This window comes from Streptomyces sp. Tu 2975, assembly GCF_009832925.1.
Lineage (GTDB): Bacteria > Actinomycetota > Actinomycetes > Streptomycetales > Streptomycetaceae > Streptomyces.
The window spans coordinates 7,095,241-7,112,292 of record NZ_CP047140.1 but is presented as its reverse complement, the minus strand read 5'-3'; the positions used below and the strand labels follow the sequence as shown (position 1 = coordinate 7,112,292).

Annotated in this window: 21 protein-coding genes and 1 pseudogene; 8 read left to right on the top strand and 14 right to left on the bottom strand. The window is 69.8% G+C overall.

All coding sequences use genetic code 11. From position 1 onward, the window contains the following. Positions 1–8: 8 nt before the first annotated feature. From GLX30_RS31965 to GLX30_RS31945, 5 genes are all read right to left on the bottom strand, one after another. Positions 9–1,187: a hypothetical protein gene (locus tag GLX30_RS31965; RefSeq protein ID WP_159694413.1), complete on the bottom strand. Its 1,179-nt coding sequence runs from the start codon at positions 1,185–1,187 to the stop codon at positions 9–11. A 564-nt stretch (positions 1,188–1,751) separates the two neighbouring features. Next, entirely contained in the window at positions 1,752–2,591 is an 840-nt protein-coding gene (locus GLX30_RS31960) for an aldo/keto reductase (RefSeq protein ID WP_159694412.1), read from the bottom strand. A gap of 417 nt (positions 2,592–3,008) precedes the next feature. After that, positions 3,009–4,067 carry an ArsO family NAD(P)H-dependent flavin-containing monooxygenase gene (locus GLX30_RS31955; protein WP_159694411.1) on the bottom strand — a complete coding sequence of 353 codons (1,059 nt, stop codon included), beginning with the start codon at positions 4,065–4,067 and terminating at the stop codon, positions 3,009–3,011. Further along, positions 4,064–5,101, bottom strand: a complete 1,038-nt coding sequence (gene arsB / locus GLX30_RS31950) for an ACR3 family arsenite efflux transporter (RefSeq protein ID WP_159695359.1) — start codon at positions 5,099–5,101, stop codon at positions 4,064–4,066. The genes GLX30_RS31955 and arsB overlap by 4 nt, the downstream gene beginning before the upstream one ends. Before the next feature lie 98 nt (positions 5,102–5,199). Further along, complete coding sequence (locus GLX30_RS31945; protein ID WP_159694410.1) at positions 5,200–5,508, bottom strand: metalloregulator ArsR/SmtB family transcription factor; 309 nt, start codon at positions 5,506–5,508, stop codon at positions 5,200–5,202. A gap of 203 nt (positions 5,509–5,711) precedes the next feature. Here GLX30_RS31945 and GLX30_RS31940 point away from each other — a divergent pair, with 203 nt between their 5' ends. Then, a complete protein-coding gene (locus GLX30_RS31940; RefSeq protein WP_159694409.1) occupies positions 5,712–6,131 on the top strand; it encodes an arsenate reductase ArsC in 420 nt (139 codons plus the stop codon). Positions 6,132–6,438: 307 nt separating this feature from the next. Here GLX30_RS31940 and GLX30_RS31935 read toward each other — a convergent pair whose 3' ends face one another. Both GLX30_RS31935 and GLX30_RS31930 read right to left on the bottom strand, forming a co-directional pair. After that, positions 6,439–7,863, bottom strand: coding sequence for a flotillin family protein (locus GLX30_RS31935; protein ID WP_159694408.1), 1,425 nt, complete (start codon positions 7,861–7,863; stop codon positions 6,439–6,441). A 166-nt stretch (positions 7,864–8,029) separates the two neighbouring features. Then, positions 8,030–8,536: a hypothetical protein gene (locus tag GLX30_RS31930; protein WP_159694407.1), complete on the bottom strand. Its 507-nt coding sequence runs from the start codon at positions 8,534–8,536 to the stop codon at positions 8,030–8,032. A 689-nt stretch (positions 8,537–9,225) separates the two neighbouring features. Here GLX30_RS31930 and GLX30_RS31925 point away from each other — a divergent pair. After that, a complete protein-coding gene (locus GLX30_RS31925; RefSeq protein WP_159694406.1) occupies positions 9,226–10,122 on the top strand; it encodes an RNA polymerase sigma-70 factor in 897 nt (298 codons plus the stop codon). 179 nt (positions 10,123–10,301) lie between these two features. On the opposite strand, the pseudogene GLX30_RS31920 reads toward GLX30_RS31925, so the two are convergent. The 3 genes and pseudogenes from GLX30_RS31920 to GLX30_RS31910 all read right to left on the bottom strand — a co-directional run. Next, positions 10,302–10,445: pseudogene (locus tag GLX30_RS31920) on the bottom strand (DUF305 domain-containing protein); the annotation flags it as partial. A gap of 207 nt (positions 10,446–10,652) precedes the next feature. Continuing rightward, the gene (locus tag GLX30_RS31915; protein WP_159694405.1) at positions 10,653–11,015 is read right to left on the bottom strand and encodes a metalloregulator ArsR/SmtB family transcription factor; all 363 of its coding nucleotides are present in this window, start codon (positions 11,013–11,015) and stop codon (positions 10,653–10,655) included. Beyond that, the gene (locus GLX30_RS31910; protein WP_159694404.1) at positions 11,012–11,458 is read right to left on the bottom strand and encodes an SRPBCC domain-containing protein; all 447 of its coding nucleotides are present in this window, start codon (positions 11,456–11,458) and stop codon (positions 11,012–11,014) included. The genes GLX30_RS31915 and GLX30_RS31910 overlap by 4 nt, the downstream gene beginning before the upstream one ends. A gap of 99 nt (positions 11,459–11,557) precedes the next feature. Between GLX30_RS31910 and GLX30_RS31905 the strand changes: the two genes are divergently transcribed. Then, positions 11,558–12,022 carry a DUF664 domain-containing protein gene (locus GLX30_RS31905; RefSeq protein WP_244258351.1) on the top strand — a complete coding sequence of 155 codons (465 nt, stop codon included), beginning with the start codon at positions 11,558–11,560 and terminating at the stop codon, positions 12,020–12,022. 39 nt (positions 12,023–12,061) lie between these two features. On the opposite strand, the gene GLX30_RS31900 is transcribed toward GLX30_RS31905, so the two are convergent. Beyond that, entirely contained in the window at positions 12,062–12,547 is a 486-nt protein-coding gene (locus GLX30_RS31900) for a cupin domain-containing protein (RefSeq protein WP_159694402.1), read from the bottom strand. Between the two features lie 274 nt (positions 12,548–12,821). On the opposite strand from GLX30_RS31900, the gene GLX30_RS31895 reads away from it, so the two are divergent. The 4 genes from GLX30_RS31895 (at position 12,822) to GLX30_RS31880 (ending at position 15,036) form a co-directional block, all read left to right on the top strand. Next, positions 12,822–13,046 (top strand): hypothetical protein, encoded by a 225-nt coding sequence (locus GLX30_RS31895; RefSeq protein ID WP_159694401.1) that lies wholly within the window; start codon positions 12,822–12,824, stop codon positions 13,044–13,046. A gap of 92 nt (positions 13,047–13,138) precedes the next feature. Further along, positions 13,139–13,597: a CBS domain-containing protein gene (locus tag GLX30_RS31890; RefSeq protein WP_159694400.1), complete on the top strand. Its 459-nt coding sequence runs from the start codon at positions 13,139–13,141 to the stop codon at positions 13,595–13,597. A gap of 68 nt (positions 13,598–13,665) precedes the next feature. After that, a complete protein-coding gene (locus tag GLX30_RS31885) occupies positions 13,666–14,070 on the top strand; it encodes a hypothetical protein (RefSeq protein WP_159694399.1) in 405 nt (134 codons plus the stop codon). A gap of 132 nt (positions 14,071–14,202) precedes the next feature. Further along, positions 14,203–15,036: an alpha/beta hydrolase gene (locus tag GLX30_RS31880; protein ID WP_159694398.1), complete on the top strand. Its 834-nt coding sequence runs from the start codon at positions 14,203–14,205 to the stop codon at positions 15,034–15,036. 99 nt (positions 15,037–15,135) lie between these two features. Here the strand turns inward: GLX30_RS31880 and GLX30_RS31875 are convergent, their stop codons facing one another. Beyond that, positions 15,136–15,570, bottom strand: coding sequence for a hypothetical protein (locus GLX30_RS31875; protein WP_159694397.1), 435 nt, complete (start codon positions 15,568–15,570; stop codon positions 15,136–15,138). Positions 15,571–15,646: 76 nt separating this feature from the next. Between GLX30_RS31875 and GLX30_RS31870 the strand changes: the two genes are divergently transcribed. Then, complete coding sequence (locus GLX30_RS31870; protein WP_159694396.1) at positions 15,647–16,135, top strand: MSMEG_6728 family protein; 489 nt, start codon at positions 15,647–15,649, stop codon at positions 16,133–16,135. A 95-nt stretch (positions 16,136–16,230) separates the two neighbouring features. Here GLX30_RS31870 and GLX30_RS31865 read toward each other — a convergent pair whose 3' ends face one another. Further along, entirely contained in the window at positions 16,231–16,500 is a 270-nt protein-coding gene (locus GLX30_RS31865) for a hypothetical protein (RefSeq protein WP_159694395.1), read from the bottom strand. A 269-nt stretch (positions 16,501–16,769) separates the two neighbouring features. Then, positions 16,770–16,967, bottom strand: coding sequence for a hypothetical protein (locus tag GLX30_RS31860; RefSeq protein WP_159694394.1), 198 nt, complete (start codon positions 16,965–16,967; stop codon positions 16,770–16,772). Between the last annotated feature and the right edge of the window lie 85 nt (positions 16,968–17,052).

Here is a 17,052-nt window from a genome sequence, read left to right as displayed (position 1 = left end):
GCGCGACGCTACGGCGGTCCGGAACCGTGGAGCCAGAAGGCGCCGTACACAGCCGCCGCCAGCACAGCCGTTCCGACGACGACCCACGCCCGCGTCCCTTTGATGCGGCTCAACATGTTCGCGACAGGGATGAGGAGCGGAAAGGCAGGAATGAGCAGTCGAGGCTTGGAGCCGAAATACCCGGAGGCACAGACCGCCAGGACCACCACCACTCCGCAGTACACGGTCAGTGCCACAGGCTGCTTCTCGGTGATGGTCCTTCTGTAGAGCCAGCCGATCGCGAACACGCCGACGAGGAGGGCCAGTCCCGCGAGGAAGGACGGACCGAAAAGGAGGTCGGCGATGAAGTTCGCGAAGGCCAGCCCGCCGTCGAATCCGTTGCCCCACTCGGCCTGCACATCGAGATAGCCCCAGGGCGTGCCCATCCGATGGCCGACCCAGAGTATGTAGCCGACCGCTCCGAGAGGGGCCACGAGCAGGCCCACCATCATCCGGCCCGTCTGCCGGGACTCGGCCGGTCGGTCGGATGTCGCCCGCATATGGACGACCGCTGCGGCCCAGACCGCCACGGTCACCGCCAGTCCGACCGGGCGCGTCAGGCCGGCCAGCGACGCAAGGACTCCGGCGCGTATCCAGTCCCCGTTGACGGACCATCGCAAGGACCACACGGCCAGAGCCACGAACAGCGATTCGCTGTAGGCCATCGACTGGATGATGCCGACCGGCAACGCCGCCCAGAGGACAACGGCGAAAAGACCGCTCCTGGGGCCGTACAGCTGGTTCGTGACGGTGAATATCCCGAAAGCCGCCACGAGGGATGCGGTCGCGCTGATGAGGAGACCCGCCTGCGCGGGGCTCAGAGACGTGACCGCCGACACCAGCGATTCGAGCCACGGCAGAAGCGGGAAGAAGGCCATGTTCGAAAGGACTCTGCCGTCCGGCGCTTGGAGAGTGAATCCGTAGCCTTCTTCAACGACCCTTACATACCACAGTGAATCCCAACGCCGCGCGAGCAGGTCGGTCGCGTCGCGGCCTGTGGCAGAGGACCACAGAAAGAGTACAGCAAGACAGAGAACACGAATGGCAGAATAAGCAAGCAGTGCAGGCGCGGCCGCCCTGAGCGCCCTGACACCTGAATCGCCTCGTTCACCGGAAGCGGTCAACCCTTCCGGCCGGACAATTACCATAGGTGTTTCGGTTTTCTTTTCACACAAAGAGATGCACCGCAGGAGGGCTTCTGCTCGAACAGGCCGCTCTCCGCAAGCAAGGGGACAGCGCCGAGTACGACGGTCGACGACTCTAGCGGAATCACCTTTCCCCCTTTTCTTCTTCGCTTCTCACACTCATTGGGCAGGCGCTTCGCCTCGATCTTCACGCCACGGCCACACCATCGTAATCGCCTTCGCGCCGCTCAAGGACATTGAATGCATATGAATACGGACATGCCGGTTCCACTTGAGACCACTGTGCAATGCACTCAAAGGGCGAAGTCGTCACGAAAGTAGACAAGAGGGACGACCGGTGCTCGTGAGCCGCTACGTGCGGGGAGTCCCCGCACCGTCACGACAGCGTGTTGATTCGCAACCCGCCGCATCGTGCGTCGGGTTGCCCCCGAAGCCCGCCAGTTCGGTGGGCATCGGTCGCCGGGGGCTGCTGCTCCCCCACGAGCGCTGCTCCTTTCCCACGCGGACGAGTCGGCAAGCAGGCCGCGCAAGCGGAGGAGCGGTCGTCGGACACGCGCGGCCGTGGCCCTATACCGGAGCGGGCAGACGGTCGAGGCGGTCGCGCTGGGCGGGCGACAGCCGGAGACGTTCGGCGGTGAGGTTTTCTTCCAGGTGGTCGATCCGCGTGGTGCCCGGGATCGGCAGCACGACCGGCGAGTGCCCGAGGAGCCACGCGAGCACGATCTGCGTGGGCGTGGCGTCGAGCTCGGCCGCCACGGCGGCGATCTCGGCCGTCGCCCCCGACTTCCCCCAGGCGACCGGCCGCCACGGCAGAAACGCGATCCCGGCCGCTTCGCACGCCGCGAGCACGGGTTCGTACTCACGGTCGAGCAGGCTGTATCGGTTCTGCACGCTCGCGATGTCGACGATCCCCCTCGCCTGCTCGAGCTCGGCGACGGTGACCTCGGACAGTCCGATCCGGCCGATCTTGCCCTCGGTCCGCAGGTCCCGCAGGGTGCCGACCTGGTCGGCGAGCGGTGTCTCGGGGTCGATACGGTGCAGTTGGAGCAGCTCGATCCGCTCGACGCGCAGTCGGCGCAGTGCCTCCTCGACCTGGTCGCGCAGGACGCTCGGCCGCCCGTCCAGCCGCCACTCACCCGAGGTACCCGATCGCGCAACGCCGACCTTGGTGGTGATGACCAACCCGTCCGGGTAGGGGTGCAGGGCCTCGGCAAGGAGTTCCTCGTTGGCTCCCCCGCCGTACAGGTACGCGGTGTCGATCAGGGTGACGCCCAGCTCGACGGCCCGTCGGGCGACGGCGAGAGACGATTCCCTGGCCGGTACGGGCTCGGTCGGCAGATGCATGGCCCCGAAGCCCAGCCGCCGTACGCTCAGATCGCCCCCGATGCGGAACGTGTTCGATGTCATCCTGCTACCTTCGCCCCCTCGTTCAACGGGCAACGCTAGCAGCGCAGTCGGCCGCGACCGGCAGCTGTGGGCCACATCCCGGGCCTGTAGGGCCTGCCCGGCCGGCGGCCTGACGGCGGTCCCGTCAAGGGGGCCGGCGTTCCGGTTGCGGGTAAGGAAGCCAGCGGTCGGGGTAAGTGATGAGGCCGGTCAGGTCCGGGCCTGTCGCCAGGTGGCCGATGTAGCCGTCGGGCCGCACCAGGCAGTGAGCGGCGCCCGGCCAGGGCGCGTTCGTTCCCAGCCTGTGCAGGTGGAGGAGACCGGCGCGTGCCGCGTCGAGGGCGGCGGGGTCCGGGCCGCTGCTCCAGCTGTCCCGCGGACCGCACAGAGGCAGGTGGTAGCCGGCCGGGGCCGGCGAGAGGGCAGGGCGGCACGGGCTCAGCCGAGCTGCTGGGCGATCCGTCGGGCCGCGTCGCGGGCGGGCCGGCCCACCCCGATCAGGGTCGCGGAGGCGGGGCCGGTCCAGTCGCCGTAGCCGAGGAGGTGCAGACGCGGCTCGTCGAGGGCGCGGGTGCCTTCGGTCGGGACGCGACCTCGCGGCCCGCGTAGTCCCAGCGGGGCGAGATGGGACAGGGCCGGACGGAAGCCGGTGCACCAGATGACGGTGTCCGCCTCGGCCCGGGAGCCGTCCGCCCACTCGGCACCGGTGGCCGTGAGCCGGGTGAACGGGGGCCGGGCGTCCAGCAGTCCGGCGTCACGGGCGGCACGGACCGGTGGGACGGCGACGATGTCGCCGAGGGAGGCGATGCCACCGCTGTCGGCGCGGCCTTCGTCGAGGGCGCGGCGACGGGCGGTGGCGACGTCGAAGAGGATCCGGCCGTCGATGTCGTCGGCGAGGTAACGCGGCGGACGCCGGGTCGCCCATGTGATCCGCACGCCGCCCAGCGCGAGGTCGGCGGCGATCTGGGCGCCGGAATTGCCGCCGCCGACGACGATCACGTGCTCCCCGGCGAAGTCGGCCGGGTGGCGGTAGTCGGTGGTGTGCATCTGCCGGCCGGCAAAGACGTCGCGGCCAGGGACCGCGGGCAGGAACGGGCGGGACCAGGTGCCGGTCGCACTGACCACCGCCCGGGCCCGCCAGTCGCCCGCGTCGGTCTCCACCCGCAGGAACGCCCCCTCGCGGCGCACCGCTTGGACCGGGACGCCGTGCTGGACGGGCAGCTCGTACCGCTTCTCGTAGTCCGCGAGGTAGCCGAGCACATGGCCGGCATCCGGGTACGCCTCCCCCGGCTGCGGCGGCATCAAGCGGCCCGGCAGCGACGAGTACGCGGCCGGGGAGAACAGGCGTAGCGAGTCCCAGGTGTGCTGCCAGGCGCCGCCCGGCGTGGACTGCGCGTCAAGGATGACGAAGTCGACGCCGAGGCGGCGCAGGTGGTAGCCGGCGGCGAGCCCGGACTGGCCGCCGCCGATCACCACCACATCGGCGCGCCGTGTCACGAGACCTTCTGCGACGAGGTGAACTTCTTGCGCCAGGCCAGGGAGACGTGGACCAGGGCGACGAGGACGGGAACCTCGATGAGGGGGCCGACGACGCCGGAGAGCGCCTGGCCGGAGGTGACGCCGAAGGTGGCGATGGCGACCGCGATGGCGAGCTCGAAATTGTTTCCCGCGGCGGTGAAGGCCAGCGTCGCGGTGCGGTCGTAGTTCAGGCCGATGAGCTTGCCGAGGGCGAAGGTGCCGAACCACACGACGGCGAAGTAGACGAGCAGGGGCAGCGCGATCCGGGCGACGTCGAGCGGCTGCGAGGTGATCGTCTTCCCCTGGAGGGCGAAGAGGACGACGATCGTGAACAGCAGGCCGTACAGCGCCCAGGGGCCGATCCTCGGCAGGAAGCTGTGCTCGTACGGCTCCCGGCCGAGCTTCTTCTCACCGATCCGGCGGGTCAGGAATCCGGCGAGGAGCGGGATTCCGAGGAAGACGACGACGTTGAGGGCGATCTTCCACATCGAGATGTCGAGGCTCTCGCCGTCGCCGAGGCCGAGCAGGCCGGGCAGCAGGTCGAGGTAGAACCAGCCGAGCAGTCCGAACGCGATGACCTGGAAGACCGAGTTCAGCGCCACCAGCACGGCGGCAGCCTCCCGGTCGCCGCAGGCCAGGTCGTTCCAGATGACGACCATGGCGATGCAGCGGGCGAGGCCGACGATGATCAGACCGGTGCGGTACTCGGGCAGGTCCGGCAGGAGGATCCACGCGAGGGCGAACATCACCGCAGGTCCGAGGACCCAGTTGACGACCAGCGACGAGACCATGAGCCTGCGGTCGCCGGTGACCGCGTCCAGCTTGTCGTAGCGGACCTTCGCGAGCACCGGATACATCATGATCAGCAGGCCGACGGCGATCGGGAGCGAGATGCCGCCGATCTCCACCTTCGCCAGCGCGTCGTTCAGGCCGGGGATCAGCCGGCCGAGCCCGAGGCCGAGGCCCATGGCGATGAGGATCCAGACGGCGAGGAAACGGTCGAGCGTCGACAGTTTCGCGACGACCGACCGGCCTTCGTCGGTCGATCGTCCCGCGGCGCCGGGCGTCGCGGGTCCCTCGGCGCGGACCGCCGCGGCTCCTTCGGTGCGTGTCACGGACAGGCCCTCTTGTTGTCGGTGGCGGCACGGGCGGACTCGGCCAGGTCGGCGAACTGACCGGCGAGCTGGGCGATGACGTCCGGACGGAGCTTGTAGTACGTGAAACGGCCGCACGGCTCGGTGTCCACGACCCCGGCCTCACGCAGCACCTTCAGGTGGTTGGAGAGGTTGGTCTGGCGGGCACCGGTCTCCTCCACGAGATGGGTGGTGCACAGGGTCTCGCGGGCGAGCAAGGTCACGATCCGGAGCCTGAGCGGGTCGGCCAGCACCCGTAGGAGATCAGTGTCGACTGACGTCATCATGGGCTGATACTGTCACATCATCTTCGGCTGATACCAGCCCGGACTGACCTGAGCCCGGCGCACACCGCCTCGCCGTGCGGGAGATCCGCGTCGACGACCCGACAGCGATTCCGCCGCCGAAGACTCGATCACCTGCTTGCCGGCCTCCTTGTCCGCCCGAACATCCCCTCGCGCCGCTGCCTCACTCCATGAAGGAAGAGCCCATGCCCTCCGCCCCGCTCGCCTCCGTGCTGTTCGTCTGCGTCCACAACGCGGGCCGCTCCCAGATGGCCGCCGGCTTCCTCCAGCACCTCGCGGGCGACCAAATCGAGGTCCGCTCGGCCGGCTCCGTCCCTGCGGACCAGGTCAACCCCGCCGCCGTCGAGGCCATGGCCGAGGTCGGCGTCGACATCGCCGGCCAGAAGCCCAAGGTGCTGACGACGGAGGCTGTGCAGGCGTCCGACTACGTCATCACCATGGGGTGCGGCGACGCCTGCCCGATCTTCCCGGGCAAGAAGTACCTCGACTGGTCCCTGGAAGACCCTGCGGGCAAGGGCGTGGAGTCCGTCCGCCCCATCCGCGACGAGATCAGGACCCGCATCGAGGCCCTCATCGCCGAGATCGACGCACAGCGGGAGGCGTGAACCCGGCGCCGGCGGGCGACTCCCCTGCGTTGGGTTCCGGCGCCCTTCGCGCTTCGGGCGCGCCAGGTTTCACGGTCACCGGCGGCGTGTCGAGACACCGGTGGGGACGTCGCCGCGGAGGGCTGAGCGCCGTCCCCCGGCGCCTGCGGGCCCACGGCGTCCACGGGCCCACGGCGTCTGCGGTGAGGCCGAGCGTCGGCCGGTTCCGGCCGGTCATGCGAGTCGGCCGGTCCGTGACGTCCGGCTGCGCCGCGCTGCCGCCCGCCCGCATGCACCGTGGGCAAGCGTCAGGAGGGGCCGTGCCTCCTCACAGGCCCGGTCGGTCGGTGATCTCGATCGCCCCGTCGCCCTCGCGTGTCTTCGCGTTCTTCCCGGTGAGGCCCTTGAGGAGCTCGGCGAGGTCCACGCCGGTGGTCGAGCCCAGCAGCTCGAGCCCTTGGGCGACGTTGTCGGCGACGGCGCGGGGCAGCTTGCCGGCACCGTCGGTGGAGATGACGGTCAGCTTGTCGATGGCGGACAGCGGCTCCGCCGCCTTGGCGACGACCTGCGGCAGCACCTCGACGAGCATCTGCAGCACGGCCGCGTCCCCGTACCGGGCGAAGGCGTCGGCCTTCTTCTGCATCGCGCCGGCCTCTGCGGCACCCTTGGCGGCGATGGCGGCCGCCTGCGCCTCACCCTCGATGCGTACGGCGTCGGCGAGTGCGGCCCGGTGGGCCTTCTCGCCCTCACCGGTCAGCCTGGCGCGCTGCGCCTCTGCCTCGGCTTCCTTGACCTGCGCGATGCGGCGGGCCTCTGCCTCCTGCTCCGCCTGGTAGCGGGCGGCGTCGGCGGGCTTACGGACCCTCGTGTCGAGCTCGCGGTCGGTCAGTGCGGCCTGGCGTTCCGCGACCTTCTCCTGCTGGCTGAGGATCTCCTGCTGCCGGTCGGCCTCGGCGAGCGGCCCCGCGGCTGCGGCCTTCGCGGCGGCCTCGTCGGTCTCGGCCTTGATCTCGGCCTGCTTGAGCGCGAACGTCCGCTGTGCGACGGCGATCTCTTCCTCGGCCTTCAGCCGGGCCTGCTCCGACGCCCGGCGGGCGACGGCCTCGGCGATGTCCGCCTCCTGCTTGGCGCGTGCCGCCTCGGGCCGACCGAGGTCCTCGAGGTAGGAACCCTCCGTCGTGATGTCCTGGATCTGGAAGGCGTCGAGCACCAGCCCCTGCCCGGACAGGCTCGCCTCCGCCTCCTCGGCGACCTGCCCCGCGAACGCCGCCCGGTCCCGGATGATGTCCTCCACCGACATACGGCCGACGATGGAGCGCAACGCGCCCGACAGCACCTCCTGGGTGAAGCCGACGATGCCGTCCTGCTGCATCAGGAACCGCTGCGCGGCCGCCCGGATGGAGTCCTCGGCGCCGCCGACCTTGACGATCGCCACGCCTTCGAGGTTGGCCTTCACACCGCGCAGGGTGACCGCGCCGCGTACGGCGACCGGGATGTGCCGGCTGGACAGGTCGAGCGTGAACTTCTGCTGCACGAACGGGACGACGAAGACGCCACCGCCGACCACGACCTTCTGGCCGCTGTTGTCGGTGGACACCCGGCCGGTGGCCGGATCGGTGGACGTCTTGCCGCGTCGCCCGGTGATGATGAACGCCTCGCTCGGCCCGGCGACCTTGTAACGGGTGATGACGACGAGGGCGAGCAGGACGACGAGAACAATGATGCCGACCACTGCGGTGAGTACAGGGCTCATGGCAATCCCCCTTGGGTGGACCGTGATCAGGACAGGCACTACACATCGGCACGACCGGACGGGACGGACCGTGCGGACACCGGGTCGACCAGGCCGAACAGGCCGAACAGGCTTCAGGGCGGACAGGGCGGACAGGGCGGACCGGCCGACCGGGCGGGCGGGCGGGTCAGCGTTCGACGGGGCGTACCGCGACGGACGTGGCGCTGAGGAGGGACTCGACCCAGACCTCGGCACCCCGCGGCACCGGAGTGGTGCTCTTCGCCGCATACTTCGAGGGCTGTCCCGCGGAATGGAGCATCACCTCGCCGTAGCCCTCCGCCGGAATCGCGGTGACGACGATCCCGGCGATGCCGACCAGGTCCTCACCACGCACGGCCGCCGAACCGGAGCTCCGCGTCAGGACACGGCCGGCCTTCCAGGTCAGCGTGCCGGCCCCGAGACCGGCCACCACCCCGGCACCGGTGGCCGCGCCGGCACCGAGCCCGGTCGTTCCCAGGACGATCGCCCCGACGAAACCGAGCATCGACACGAAGCCGGCGACAACCGGAAGCGAAAGGAATCCGTCCACGCCGCCGCCCAGACCGTCGAGGGCGCCCTCCAGCAGCCCGTCGAACACCAGGGACAGAACGAGAAGCATCAGGCCTGCAATGCCGAGACCGAGAAACCAGCCCATGTGCGCCCCGTCCCCAACACCGATTGCCGATCGCCGATCCCTGAACGCCGACGATGCGGCGATGCTCCCATCCTTCGGGCTCCAATACATTGCCGGGATCCGGCAGTCTTTACGCCTCCTTGATGCCGTCTTGCGCTCGCTTCCCGTCCGGACGGCTTGAACCGTGATGTGCGGACGTCCTGATGTGTCAGGTGGGACGCCAGGCCGCAACGACCGCGGATGCGACGGGCATCGGCGAGACGCTCGGGCCTGCCGGAACACGGCAGGAGATTTCCCGCGTGACGGTGGGTCATCGACGCCTGCGGCAACCGGTGCGACGGACCCGGTCGCCGTCATGATGGTGTCCGCTGCGCCCTGGACCGCGACCGGGTGAAGGGGCTTCGGTCGAGGCCTTTCAGGCAGTGTCGCACTCGCTGTCACAGCGATCGACCGCCTGGTGTCTTGAGGTCGGACCCCTCGGCATCGAGGCGAAGGAGACACGAAGGAGGCACCATGATCCGGAGCACGGATGTGGTCGTGAGCGGTGGCTGCTCCGGCGCCATGGCCGCCAGGCACGGCGCGACGTCGGCCACCGCTGAACCGGCTGCCTGGGCAATGCACTGCCGGGCGGTCCGGTCGAACACCACTGTGGATGCACGCTCGAAGGCCGTCGGCGACCAGGCTCGGCCGTGAAGGAAAGGGGTCGAGAGATGAGCGACCAACCCGCTGACCCGGCGACCGACACGTTCGTCGCCCACCGCAACCTGCTCTTCACCGTCGCCTACGAGATGCTCGGATCGGCCGCCGACGCCGAGGACGTCCTCCAGGAGACCTGGCTGCGATGGGTCAAGGTCGACCTGGAGCAGGTCCGCGACCAGCGCGCCTACCTGGTCCGCATCACGACCCGGCAGGCATTGAACCGGCTGCGCACCATGAAACGCCGCAAGGAGGCCTACGTCGGCCCCTGGCTGCCCGAGCCCCTGCTCACCGCACCCGACGTCGCCGAGGACGTCGAACTCGCCGAGAGCGTGTCGATGGCGATGATGCTCGTCCTCGAAACCCTGTCACCGACCGAACGCGCCGTCTTCGTGCTGCGCGAGGCCTTCGACGTCGGCTACGACGAGATCGCCGCCGCCGTCGGCAAGAGCCCCGCGGCCGTCCGCCAGATCGCCCACCGCGCCCGCCGGCACGTCGACGCCCGACGCCCCCGCCAGGCGGTCACCCCCGGCCAGACCCGGGCCGCCCTGGAGTCCTTCCGGCGCGCGCTCGAAACCGGCGACCCGCAGGAACTCCTCGGCGTGCTCGCCCCCGACATCGTCCTGATGAGCGACGGCGGCGGCATCAAGCAGGCCGCCCTGCGGCCGATCATCGGCGCCGACAAGGTGACCCGCTTCATGATGGGTGGTCTCGGCAAGAACGAGCGCCCGATCACCGTCTCCCCCACCGTGGTCAACGGCAGCCCCGCGCTCCTCGTCCACCTGGACGGCGAGATCGACGGCATCATGGCGATCAGCGTGGAGGACGACCGGGTCACCGGCCTCTACTACGTGCGCAACCCCGAGAAGCTGAACCGCGTCGAGTCCGAGACCCCGCTCACCCTGCGTTGAACACCGGCGACGGAGCCCGGCCCTCGCAGCGGGAGCCGGCCGGGCGGCGCCGGACCCGGCCCGAGCAGCCGGTGCCGTCCCGCCGCCGGTCCTCCCGACCGGAGTACAGCGGGGGCGGCACCGCCGCCCCCGCTTCGGGAAACCTCCGCCATCACTTCTTGCCGAGGAGTTCGTTCATGGTCCTGCGCCTTCTTGATCTCGGCGGCCAGCGCCTTGACGTCCGCGGAACCCGCGCGGGTCGCCGCCAGGTCGGCCATCTCCACCGCCTGCCGGTGGTGCGGGATCATCCCCTGCGCGAAGGCCACGTCGGCGGCGTTGTGCTCGCTCTCCTCGGCTCGGCGCGCTGCGTCGCGGGGATCGCGATGCCGTCGGTGATGGCACATGCGCCGCCGCGGCTCGGTGCGCTCGCGTCGCTCACCGAGCCGGGGCAGCAGGGACTTCGGTTGTACGGCCGGCACCCCGAGAACCGACGGCCCGTCATCCCATGACCTTCGAACCACCTTCGGCCGGAGCGACGGCAACCGGGAGGGCTAGCGCGAATCCCGCTCCGCTTCCTCCGCCGCCTCTGCGACGCGCTTGATGGTCGCCAGTCGCCGATCCCAGTCGGCCGCGAGCGCGGCCATCCAGCGCGCCGTCGCGTCCAGCGCCGTGGGCCGGACCGCGTACCGCACCTCGCGCCCCACCCGGGTACCGGAGACCAGCCCGGCGGCATCCAGGACGGCGAGGTGTTTGACCACCGCCTGCCGCGAGACGGGAAGCGGCTCGGCGAGCGTCGTCGCGGTGGCCTCACCCTTCGCGGCAAGCAGTTCCAGCAGTTGACGCCGCGTCGGGTCGGCCAGCGCGACGAGCACGCTGTCGAAGGCCTCACCGGCGCCGCGAGGTCCGTCCGTCACGCGGACGACTGCTCGGCGCGCGTCTTGAGGGCGTCGAGCTCCAAGGGCCAGCCCTCGCTGTGGTCCTTCCTGTTCTGGCTGCGCAGTTCCTGGGACCCGGCCAGCGCCGCGAACCCGCTCTCGACGACGTGCAGCCGCGTCTGCTCCCCTTCCTGGGTCAACGTGAACTCCACGAGGGTGCTGTTCTCCTCGCGTAGTTCCTCTCCGGGGAACGCGCTGGTCCAGCGGTACGCCAGGTACGTGGGCGGCTCGACCTTCTCCACCCGCACGGGGAAGTCGCCGTGCTCGGAGTTCTTGGCCACCATCGACTCACCTTCCCTGGCCACGGTGCCGGGCAGGCTCGCCTTGTCGGCGACCCAGAACCCAGGCTGCGCCACCAGCGACCAGACCCGCTCCAGCGGTGCCGCGATGAGGGTTTCGCTTTCGATCCGGTCCTCGCTCATGAGGGGACTCCTTGTTCGCTTCCACCGTCAGTGCAACTCCAGGGTTGCACATCAGGAGGCGAGGAGCAACCCCCAGGTTGCACGACGCGGTGCTCGACCGTGCGGACCGAGCCGTGGGCCCGCCGAGCGGCGGCAGTTCTACCTGCGGCTGCGTACGAGCGCCTCACCGACGAGGAGCTGCGGCAGCAGTCGATGCCCCCGTCCACGCTGTCGTTGCTCGGTCTGGTGCGGCGTATGGCGGAGGTGGAGCGTGCTTGGTTCCGCCAGGTGTTCGACGACAGCGAGGCGCCCATGGCCTGGTCCGACAAGGTCGACTTCCAGGCGGCGTACGACGCGAGCGCGTCGACCAGGGACGAGGCGTTCGCGGCCCGGGAGGCCGAGGTGGAGAACTCGCGCCGTGTCGAGCGGGAGGCGAAGTCCCTGGACCAGGCCGGATGTCAGCCCCGATGGAAGCAGGAGGTCTCGCTGCGGATGGTGATGGTGCACGTGTTGCTGGAGTACGGCCGCCACAACGGGCACGCGGACTTCCTGCGGGAGGGTGTCGACGGGACCGTGGGCGCCTGAGCCGGCGTTCGCCACACCGTCCGGAACCGCGGCGCTCGATCAGAAGATCAGACCGTGCTGTGCGACGAGCGCCATGGTCGCCGCCATGTCCGCCTCGCAACCGTACGGGCCGATCCTCTTTTCCAGGTCCTCCGGGCCCAGTTCGCCGCCCAGTTGATCGAGCCACCGGAACAGCTCCTCCAGACCGCCTGGGGAGATGATCTCCAGCAACCGGGCCCGGGTGTTCCCCGCGTTCCAGAACGTGTGCCACTCGCCACGTGGCTTGAGGACAAGGTCACCAGGTCCGGCGACAACCTCCTGATCGCCGAACCTCGCGCCGACCGATCCCTCGAGGACGAAGCTGAATTCGTCCTCCTTGGTGTGTTTGTGCACAGGGGCGGCGAGCACCTTCGGGGGAAGACGGTGCTCGACAAGCGCGAAGCGACCGCCCCAGTCGCGACTGTTGATCAGGAAGCGGTCCCCGCACGCCCGCTCCGGCTGATAGAGCTCGCCGTCTTCAGGACCCAGGATCCGACGCTCGCCCATGGCGCCCACGCCCTTTCGAAAGGGATCTTCGGGTCGATCCATTTCGACCATACGCGCACGCCCGGGGCCGTGACAGACGCCCCGGACGGGCCGGGAGCCCCCGTTTCCCCGCCTTCGGCGGCCACTCGGCCGGCCGCCGGGACCGCTCCGGCCGCCCGGTACCCGCGCGGGCTCGTGCCGCGCGCCTTCTTGAACGCGACGCTCAGCGGCGATCGACGCAGAATGCCCCGCTGCGTGAGTGGCTGCCGTGCCCACGAGGCGGCAGTCTTGATGTGTGGGTAGAGCGCCGATCGTTGTGCACCGGCCGTCACCGTCGGGCGGCCGGCGGGTGACGGTGCACCTGTCCGGCCGGGACGAGATCCTGGGCACGGCCTACTCCGATCACGACCTGGTGGTCTTCCTCGAAGCCGCCGGGATCGACGACCCGGACACGGTGATCGACGACCCGAGCATGGTGGAGTGGCGCGGCGGCCGGGCCCACGAGTGGACCGCCGCCTGACCCACAACGCGCTGGAACTGCGAGACAGACAGACATCCGAGAGGTTCGGACACGGGCACCGACTCGCAGGACGAGGGCGAAGGAGGCCGGCTGTGCGTGCGCGGGATCTTGCGGAGGCGTATCCGCACGTGACCACCGACGACGGCGCGATGGACGCGGCCAGGATGCTGGCCGGGCGGTTGCTGCCGGCACTGCTCGTCCTCGATGCCGACGGGCATCCCTACGCCATCGTGCCCGGTTCTCAGCTCGTGCGGCAGTTCGTGCCCCCGTACATCCTCGAGGATCCGCGGCTCGCGGCCGTCGTCGACGAGCGGCCCGACAGCGACGTGGCCGAGCGGCTGGCAGGGCTCACCGCCGCGGAATGGGCACCCCGGAGTGCCTTCCCGCCTCCGGTCGTAGGACCTGACGCCCGTCCGATGGAGGTCGCCGCGCTGATGGCCCGCACGCGCAGTCCCCTGGTCGCGGTCATCGAGCGCGACGCCGACGGCGTGCGTCTGCTGGGCACGGTCACGGCAGCCCGTCTCGTGGCGCACTTTCTCGGGGACACGTGAACCGGTCCGGCGACCAGAGTCAGGACGGCCCTTGACCTCGAGCGCGGCTGAGGTTTCACGCTTGAGCCATGACAGGACGGACCGAGGGAATCCTTCTCTTCCGCAACACCATGCGCATCACTGACGGCCACTTGGAGAGCTTCCGCGGCGCCATCGCCAGGGCCGTGGACTTCGCGGAGCGGCACGGGCCGCAACTGATGGTGCAGACCTTCGTGGACGAGGAGCGGATGCTCGCGCACAGCTTCCAGCTCTACCGGGACTCCGACGCGGTCCGCCTGCACTGGAAACTCGCGGACCCGTACATCCAGGACGTCATGGAGCACTGCCGGGTGGAGCACTTCGAGGTGTTCGGTGAGCCGGACGCCGATGTCGCGGCCGGACTGCGCTCGGCGCTCGGCGAGCAGAGCGGCGCGCTCAGGTTCTCCCCCCGTATCGCGGGCTTCGACCGCTTCCCTGCGGCGCCCGAGGCGTGATCGGCGCGCCTGTAGGGGCCGAGGCGGGCTCCATGCCCCCGCCCGCATCATTGTCTGCTCCGGCACAATGCAAGGCCCCCGGCTTGATCACCCCGCTCGGGCCGGCCGGCACACCTGAGAGGCACAGCACCCGTGAGTGAATGGCAACTGGCCGAGACATTCCGAAGCGCCTCGGGCGACGTGCGCTGGGGCAGCCTCGGGCGACCCGGCCGGGAACCGGTCGTACTCCTGCACGGCACGCCCTTCTCGTCGTACGTCTGGCGTGCTGTCGCCCGTGCTCTCGCCCGCCGCCACCAGGTGTTCGTGTGGGACATGCCCGGGTACGGGGCATCGGAGAAGTTCGCCGGCCAGGATGTCTCCCTGGCTGCCCAGGGCAGGGTCTTCACCGAGCTCCTGGCTCACTGGCACCTTGAAGAACCCTTGGTGGTCGCCCACGACTTCGGCGGTGCCGTCTCCTTGCGGGCGCATCTGCTGCACGGAGCTCGCTACCGTGCGCTCGCTCTGGTCGACCCGGTGGCGCTGGCCCCGTGGGGCTCCCCGTTCTTCCGGCTCGTGGGTGAGCATTCCGGGGTCTTCGAACAACTGCCGCCGGCACTGCACCAGGCGTTGGTACGCGAGTACGTGAGCTCGGCCAGCAGCCCGGGCCTGCACCCTGCCGTCCTCGACCGGCTCGTCCGGCCCTGGCTCGGCGACGTCGGCCAAGCCGCCTTCTACCGGCAGATCGCCCAGGCCGACCAGCTCCACACCGACGAAATGCAAGATCGGTACGGCGAGATCGCCATCCCGACGTCGGTGTGCTGGGGTCAGGACGACACGTGGATCCCCGTGGCGAAAGGACGGGAGCTCGCCGCCCGGATCCCAGGCGCGCGATTCGAGCCGATCGCCGGTGCGGGACACCTCGTCCAAGAAGACGCACCCGCCGAACTGACAGCCGTTCTCATGTCCTTCCTCGGACAATCGCACTGACACACGGCACACGGCCGTGGGAAACACGGTGCCCCGGAGTGGGGGGCGACACACGTGCGCTCGTCCGGCCGACCGATCGAAGGACAGGCGGTAGTCGTGTCATGTGGCGGTGTGATCGGGGTGGCGCTTGCTACGGCGGGCCTCTTTCATCTCCGCCTCGTACACATGGTCCGTCCCTTCCACGAGTTCGTCGCGCATCGACTTCTCCAGATCGTGGAAAGGGCGGTAGTAGGTGGCGTTGTACTCCTCGATGATCTGGAACGTCCAGTGTCCGGGAATGACGTTGCGGCCCAGGATCTCGTGCTCCACACGGTCTGCGTGCGAGTGATGCCCGGCCTCATGCAGGAGCCGTACGGCGTCGTCCAGGCAGAGGTCGGCGCTTCCGGTGAGCTGGTGAAACTCGTACAGGGCGCCGCGTGCGCGTTCCGTCGTCTCGAGAGCTTTCGACAGGGCTCCCAGAGCTTGCACGGTGACGTCGGTGACGCCTGCCGGCCGTCGGTTCCGCGGGTCCCGGCGATCTTGTTCAGAAGCCATGTCTCGTCTGTTCCCTGCCCGGCCGGCTCCTCACGGTTTCTCGTCCGGATGCCGCAGCCGGGGGTACATGTACCGCATGCAGACATTCCTGCCTTTCTCCGACTTCGCGAGATCAGCAGCCGTGCTCGACCCCAGGCGGCTTGGCAAGCAGCGGGTCGAAGCGCTGCAGGTGCTCCGTGGTCTGACCGTTTCGGGCTACGGATGGCGCAACCATCCGGCAGTCCGCATGTGGGCGGGATACGAGGAGGCACTGGTCCGGTACGGGTTGGACGTCTGCCAGGTCTGGACGGCCGAGGGCCGCGCCGACACCTGTGCGGTCACGCTCGTGCACGACTTCCACGCATGGACGCCGAACGTGATGCCGCGTACCCAGGCCCAGCTCGGGGCCGACGGCGATCTCCCGCCGTGGCTCGGCACCTCGGAGTTCCACCGCAGCCATCAGTCGGCGCTGCTTCGTAAGGATCCGGACTACTACGCCGGCCGCTTTCCGGGGGTCCCGGACGATCTGCCGTACGTATGGCCGGCTTCGGACCGCGCCCCGAGGCCGGGCAGAGGCGCGGGGTAGCTGTCGGCCGGGCCCCGGCGGGTGCCCCGCCCGTCAGATGGGAGGCCACCGCCTCGTCCCCTGGGCCGAGGGGGCCGAACGTCCGCGCCTCGCCGTTACTTCTGTCGTGGTGGGTGCCGGTCCGTGCGTCGACGCAGCATGATCACGGCAGCCAGAATGCCGAGGGCCCAGGCAATCAACAGGGCGCCCCACAGCGGCATGGTCACCTCGGGGATCAGCAGTCGGATCTTCACGCTCTCGCGGTTCTCGAAGATGAAGACCAGCGCGATCGCGGTGATCAGAACGAACGGTGCGAGGCGGCGGACAGCGGGGCGGGAATGGAACGGCGTATGCGGCTGCTGATCGTCTGTTCTGCTCCGAGCCATGGGATGCCTCTCAATCAGGTGGCTCCTGCGCCGGCGTCCCCTTCCGGCACGTTGCGCGCCGCCGAGGAGGTCACGACGCGTGCCACGGCACGTCGGGCAACGGGCTCCCTTGCACCCTCACAGGTTCACCCCGAGCGACCGTGGCGGCCTCACCCGCACGGGGTGATTCCGGCGCCGGGCACATATCGCCGGGGACGGGGCGGACAAGGTGCGGCAGGGCAGCTGTAGTGTGCCCGGCCGCCGGAGGGACGGGACCGGGCCGTGCGGGCTCAGCTCGGCAGGCGGCGCATCTCGGCCACATGCAGGCCCAGGGCCTGCAGGCGCGCGAGCAGCCCGTACAGGTGCGCTTCGTCGGTGACGGGGCCGACCAGGACCGTCTGGTGAGGCACGACGAAGGTCTCCAGTTCGGGGAACGCTTCCGCCAGCGTCTGCGACATGTGCCCGTCGACGCGGATCTCGTAGTGCATGACCACGCTTCTCTCACAGCCGTACAGGTGGCTCGTGATCGTTCGTACCCATGATGCGTGGTCCGTCCGGGCAGGTCATCACCCG

Coding starts and splice junctions, on each gene's coding strand:
- GLX30_RS31965 (WP_159694413.1), bottom strand. CDS start 1,187: ATGGTAATTGTCCGGCCGGAAGGGTTGACCGCTTCCGGTGAACGAGGC.
- GLX30_RS31960 (WP_159694412.1), bottom strand. CDS start 2,591: ATGACATCGAACACGTTCCGCATCGGGGGCGATCTGAGCGTACGGCGG.
- GLX30_RS31945 (WP_159694410.1), bottom strand. CDS start 5,508: ATGATGACGTCAGTCGACACTGATCTCCTACGGGTGCTGGCCGACCCG.
- GLX30_RS31940 (WP_159694409.1), top strand. CDS start 5,712: ATGCCCTCCGCCCCGCTCGCCTCCGTGCTGTTCGTCTGCGTCCACAAC.
- GLX30_RS31935 (WP_159694408.1), bottom strand. CDS start 7,863: ATGAGCCCTGTACTCACCGCAGTGGTCGGCATCATTGTTCTCGTCGTC.
- GLX30_RS31930 (WP_159694407.1), bottom strand. CDS start 8,536: ATGGGCTGGTTTCTCGGTCTCGGCATTGCAGGCCTGATGCTTCTCGTT.
- GLX30_RS31925 (WP_159694406.1), top strand. CDS start 9,226: ATGAGCGACCAACCCGCTGACCCGGCGACCGACACGTTCGTCGCCCAC.
- GLX30_RS31910 (WP_159694404.1), bottom strand. CDS start 11,458: ATGAGCGAGGACCGGATCGAAAGCGAAACCCTCATCGCGGCACCGCTG.
- GLX30_RS31900 (WP_159694402.1), bottom strand. CDS start 12,547: ATGGGCGAGCGTCGGATCCTGGGTCCTGAAGACGGCGAGCTCTATCAG.
- GLX30_RS31885 (WP_159694399.1), top strand. CDS start 13,666: ATGACAGGACGGACCGAGGGAATCCTTCTCTTCCGCAACACCATGCGC.
- GLX30_RS31875 (WP_159694397.1), bottom strand. CDS start 15,570: ATGGCTTCTGAACAAGATCGCCGGGACCCGCGGAACCGACGGCCGGCA.
- GLX30_RS31870 (WP_159694396.1), top strand. CDS start 15,647: ATGCAGACATTCCTGCCTTTCTCCGACTTCGCGAGATCAGCAGCCGTG.
- GLX30_RS31865 (WP_159694395.1), bottom strand. CDS start 16,500: ATGGCTCGGAGCAGAACAGACGATCAGCAGCCGCATACGCCGTTCCAT.
- GLX30_RS31860 (WP_159694394.1), bottom strand. CDS start 16,967: ATGCACTACGAGATCCGCGTCGACGGGCACATGTCGCAGACGCTGGCG.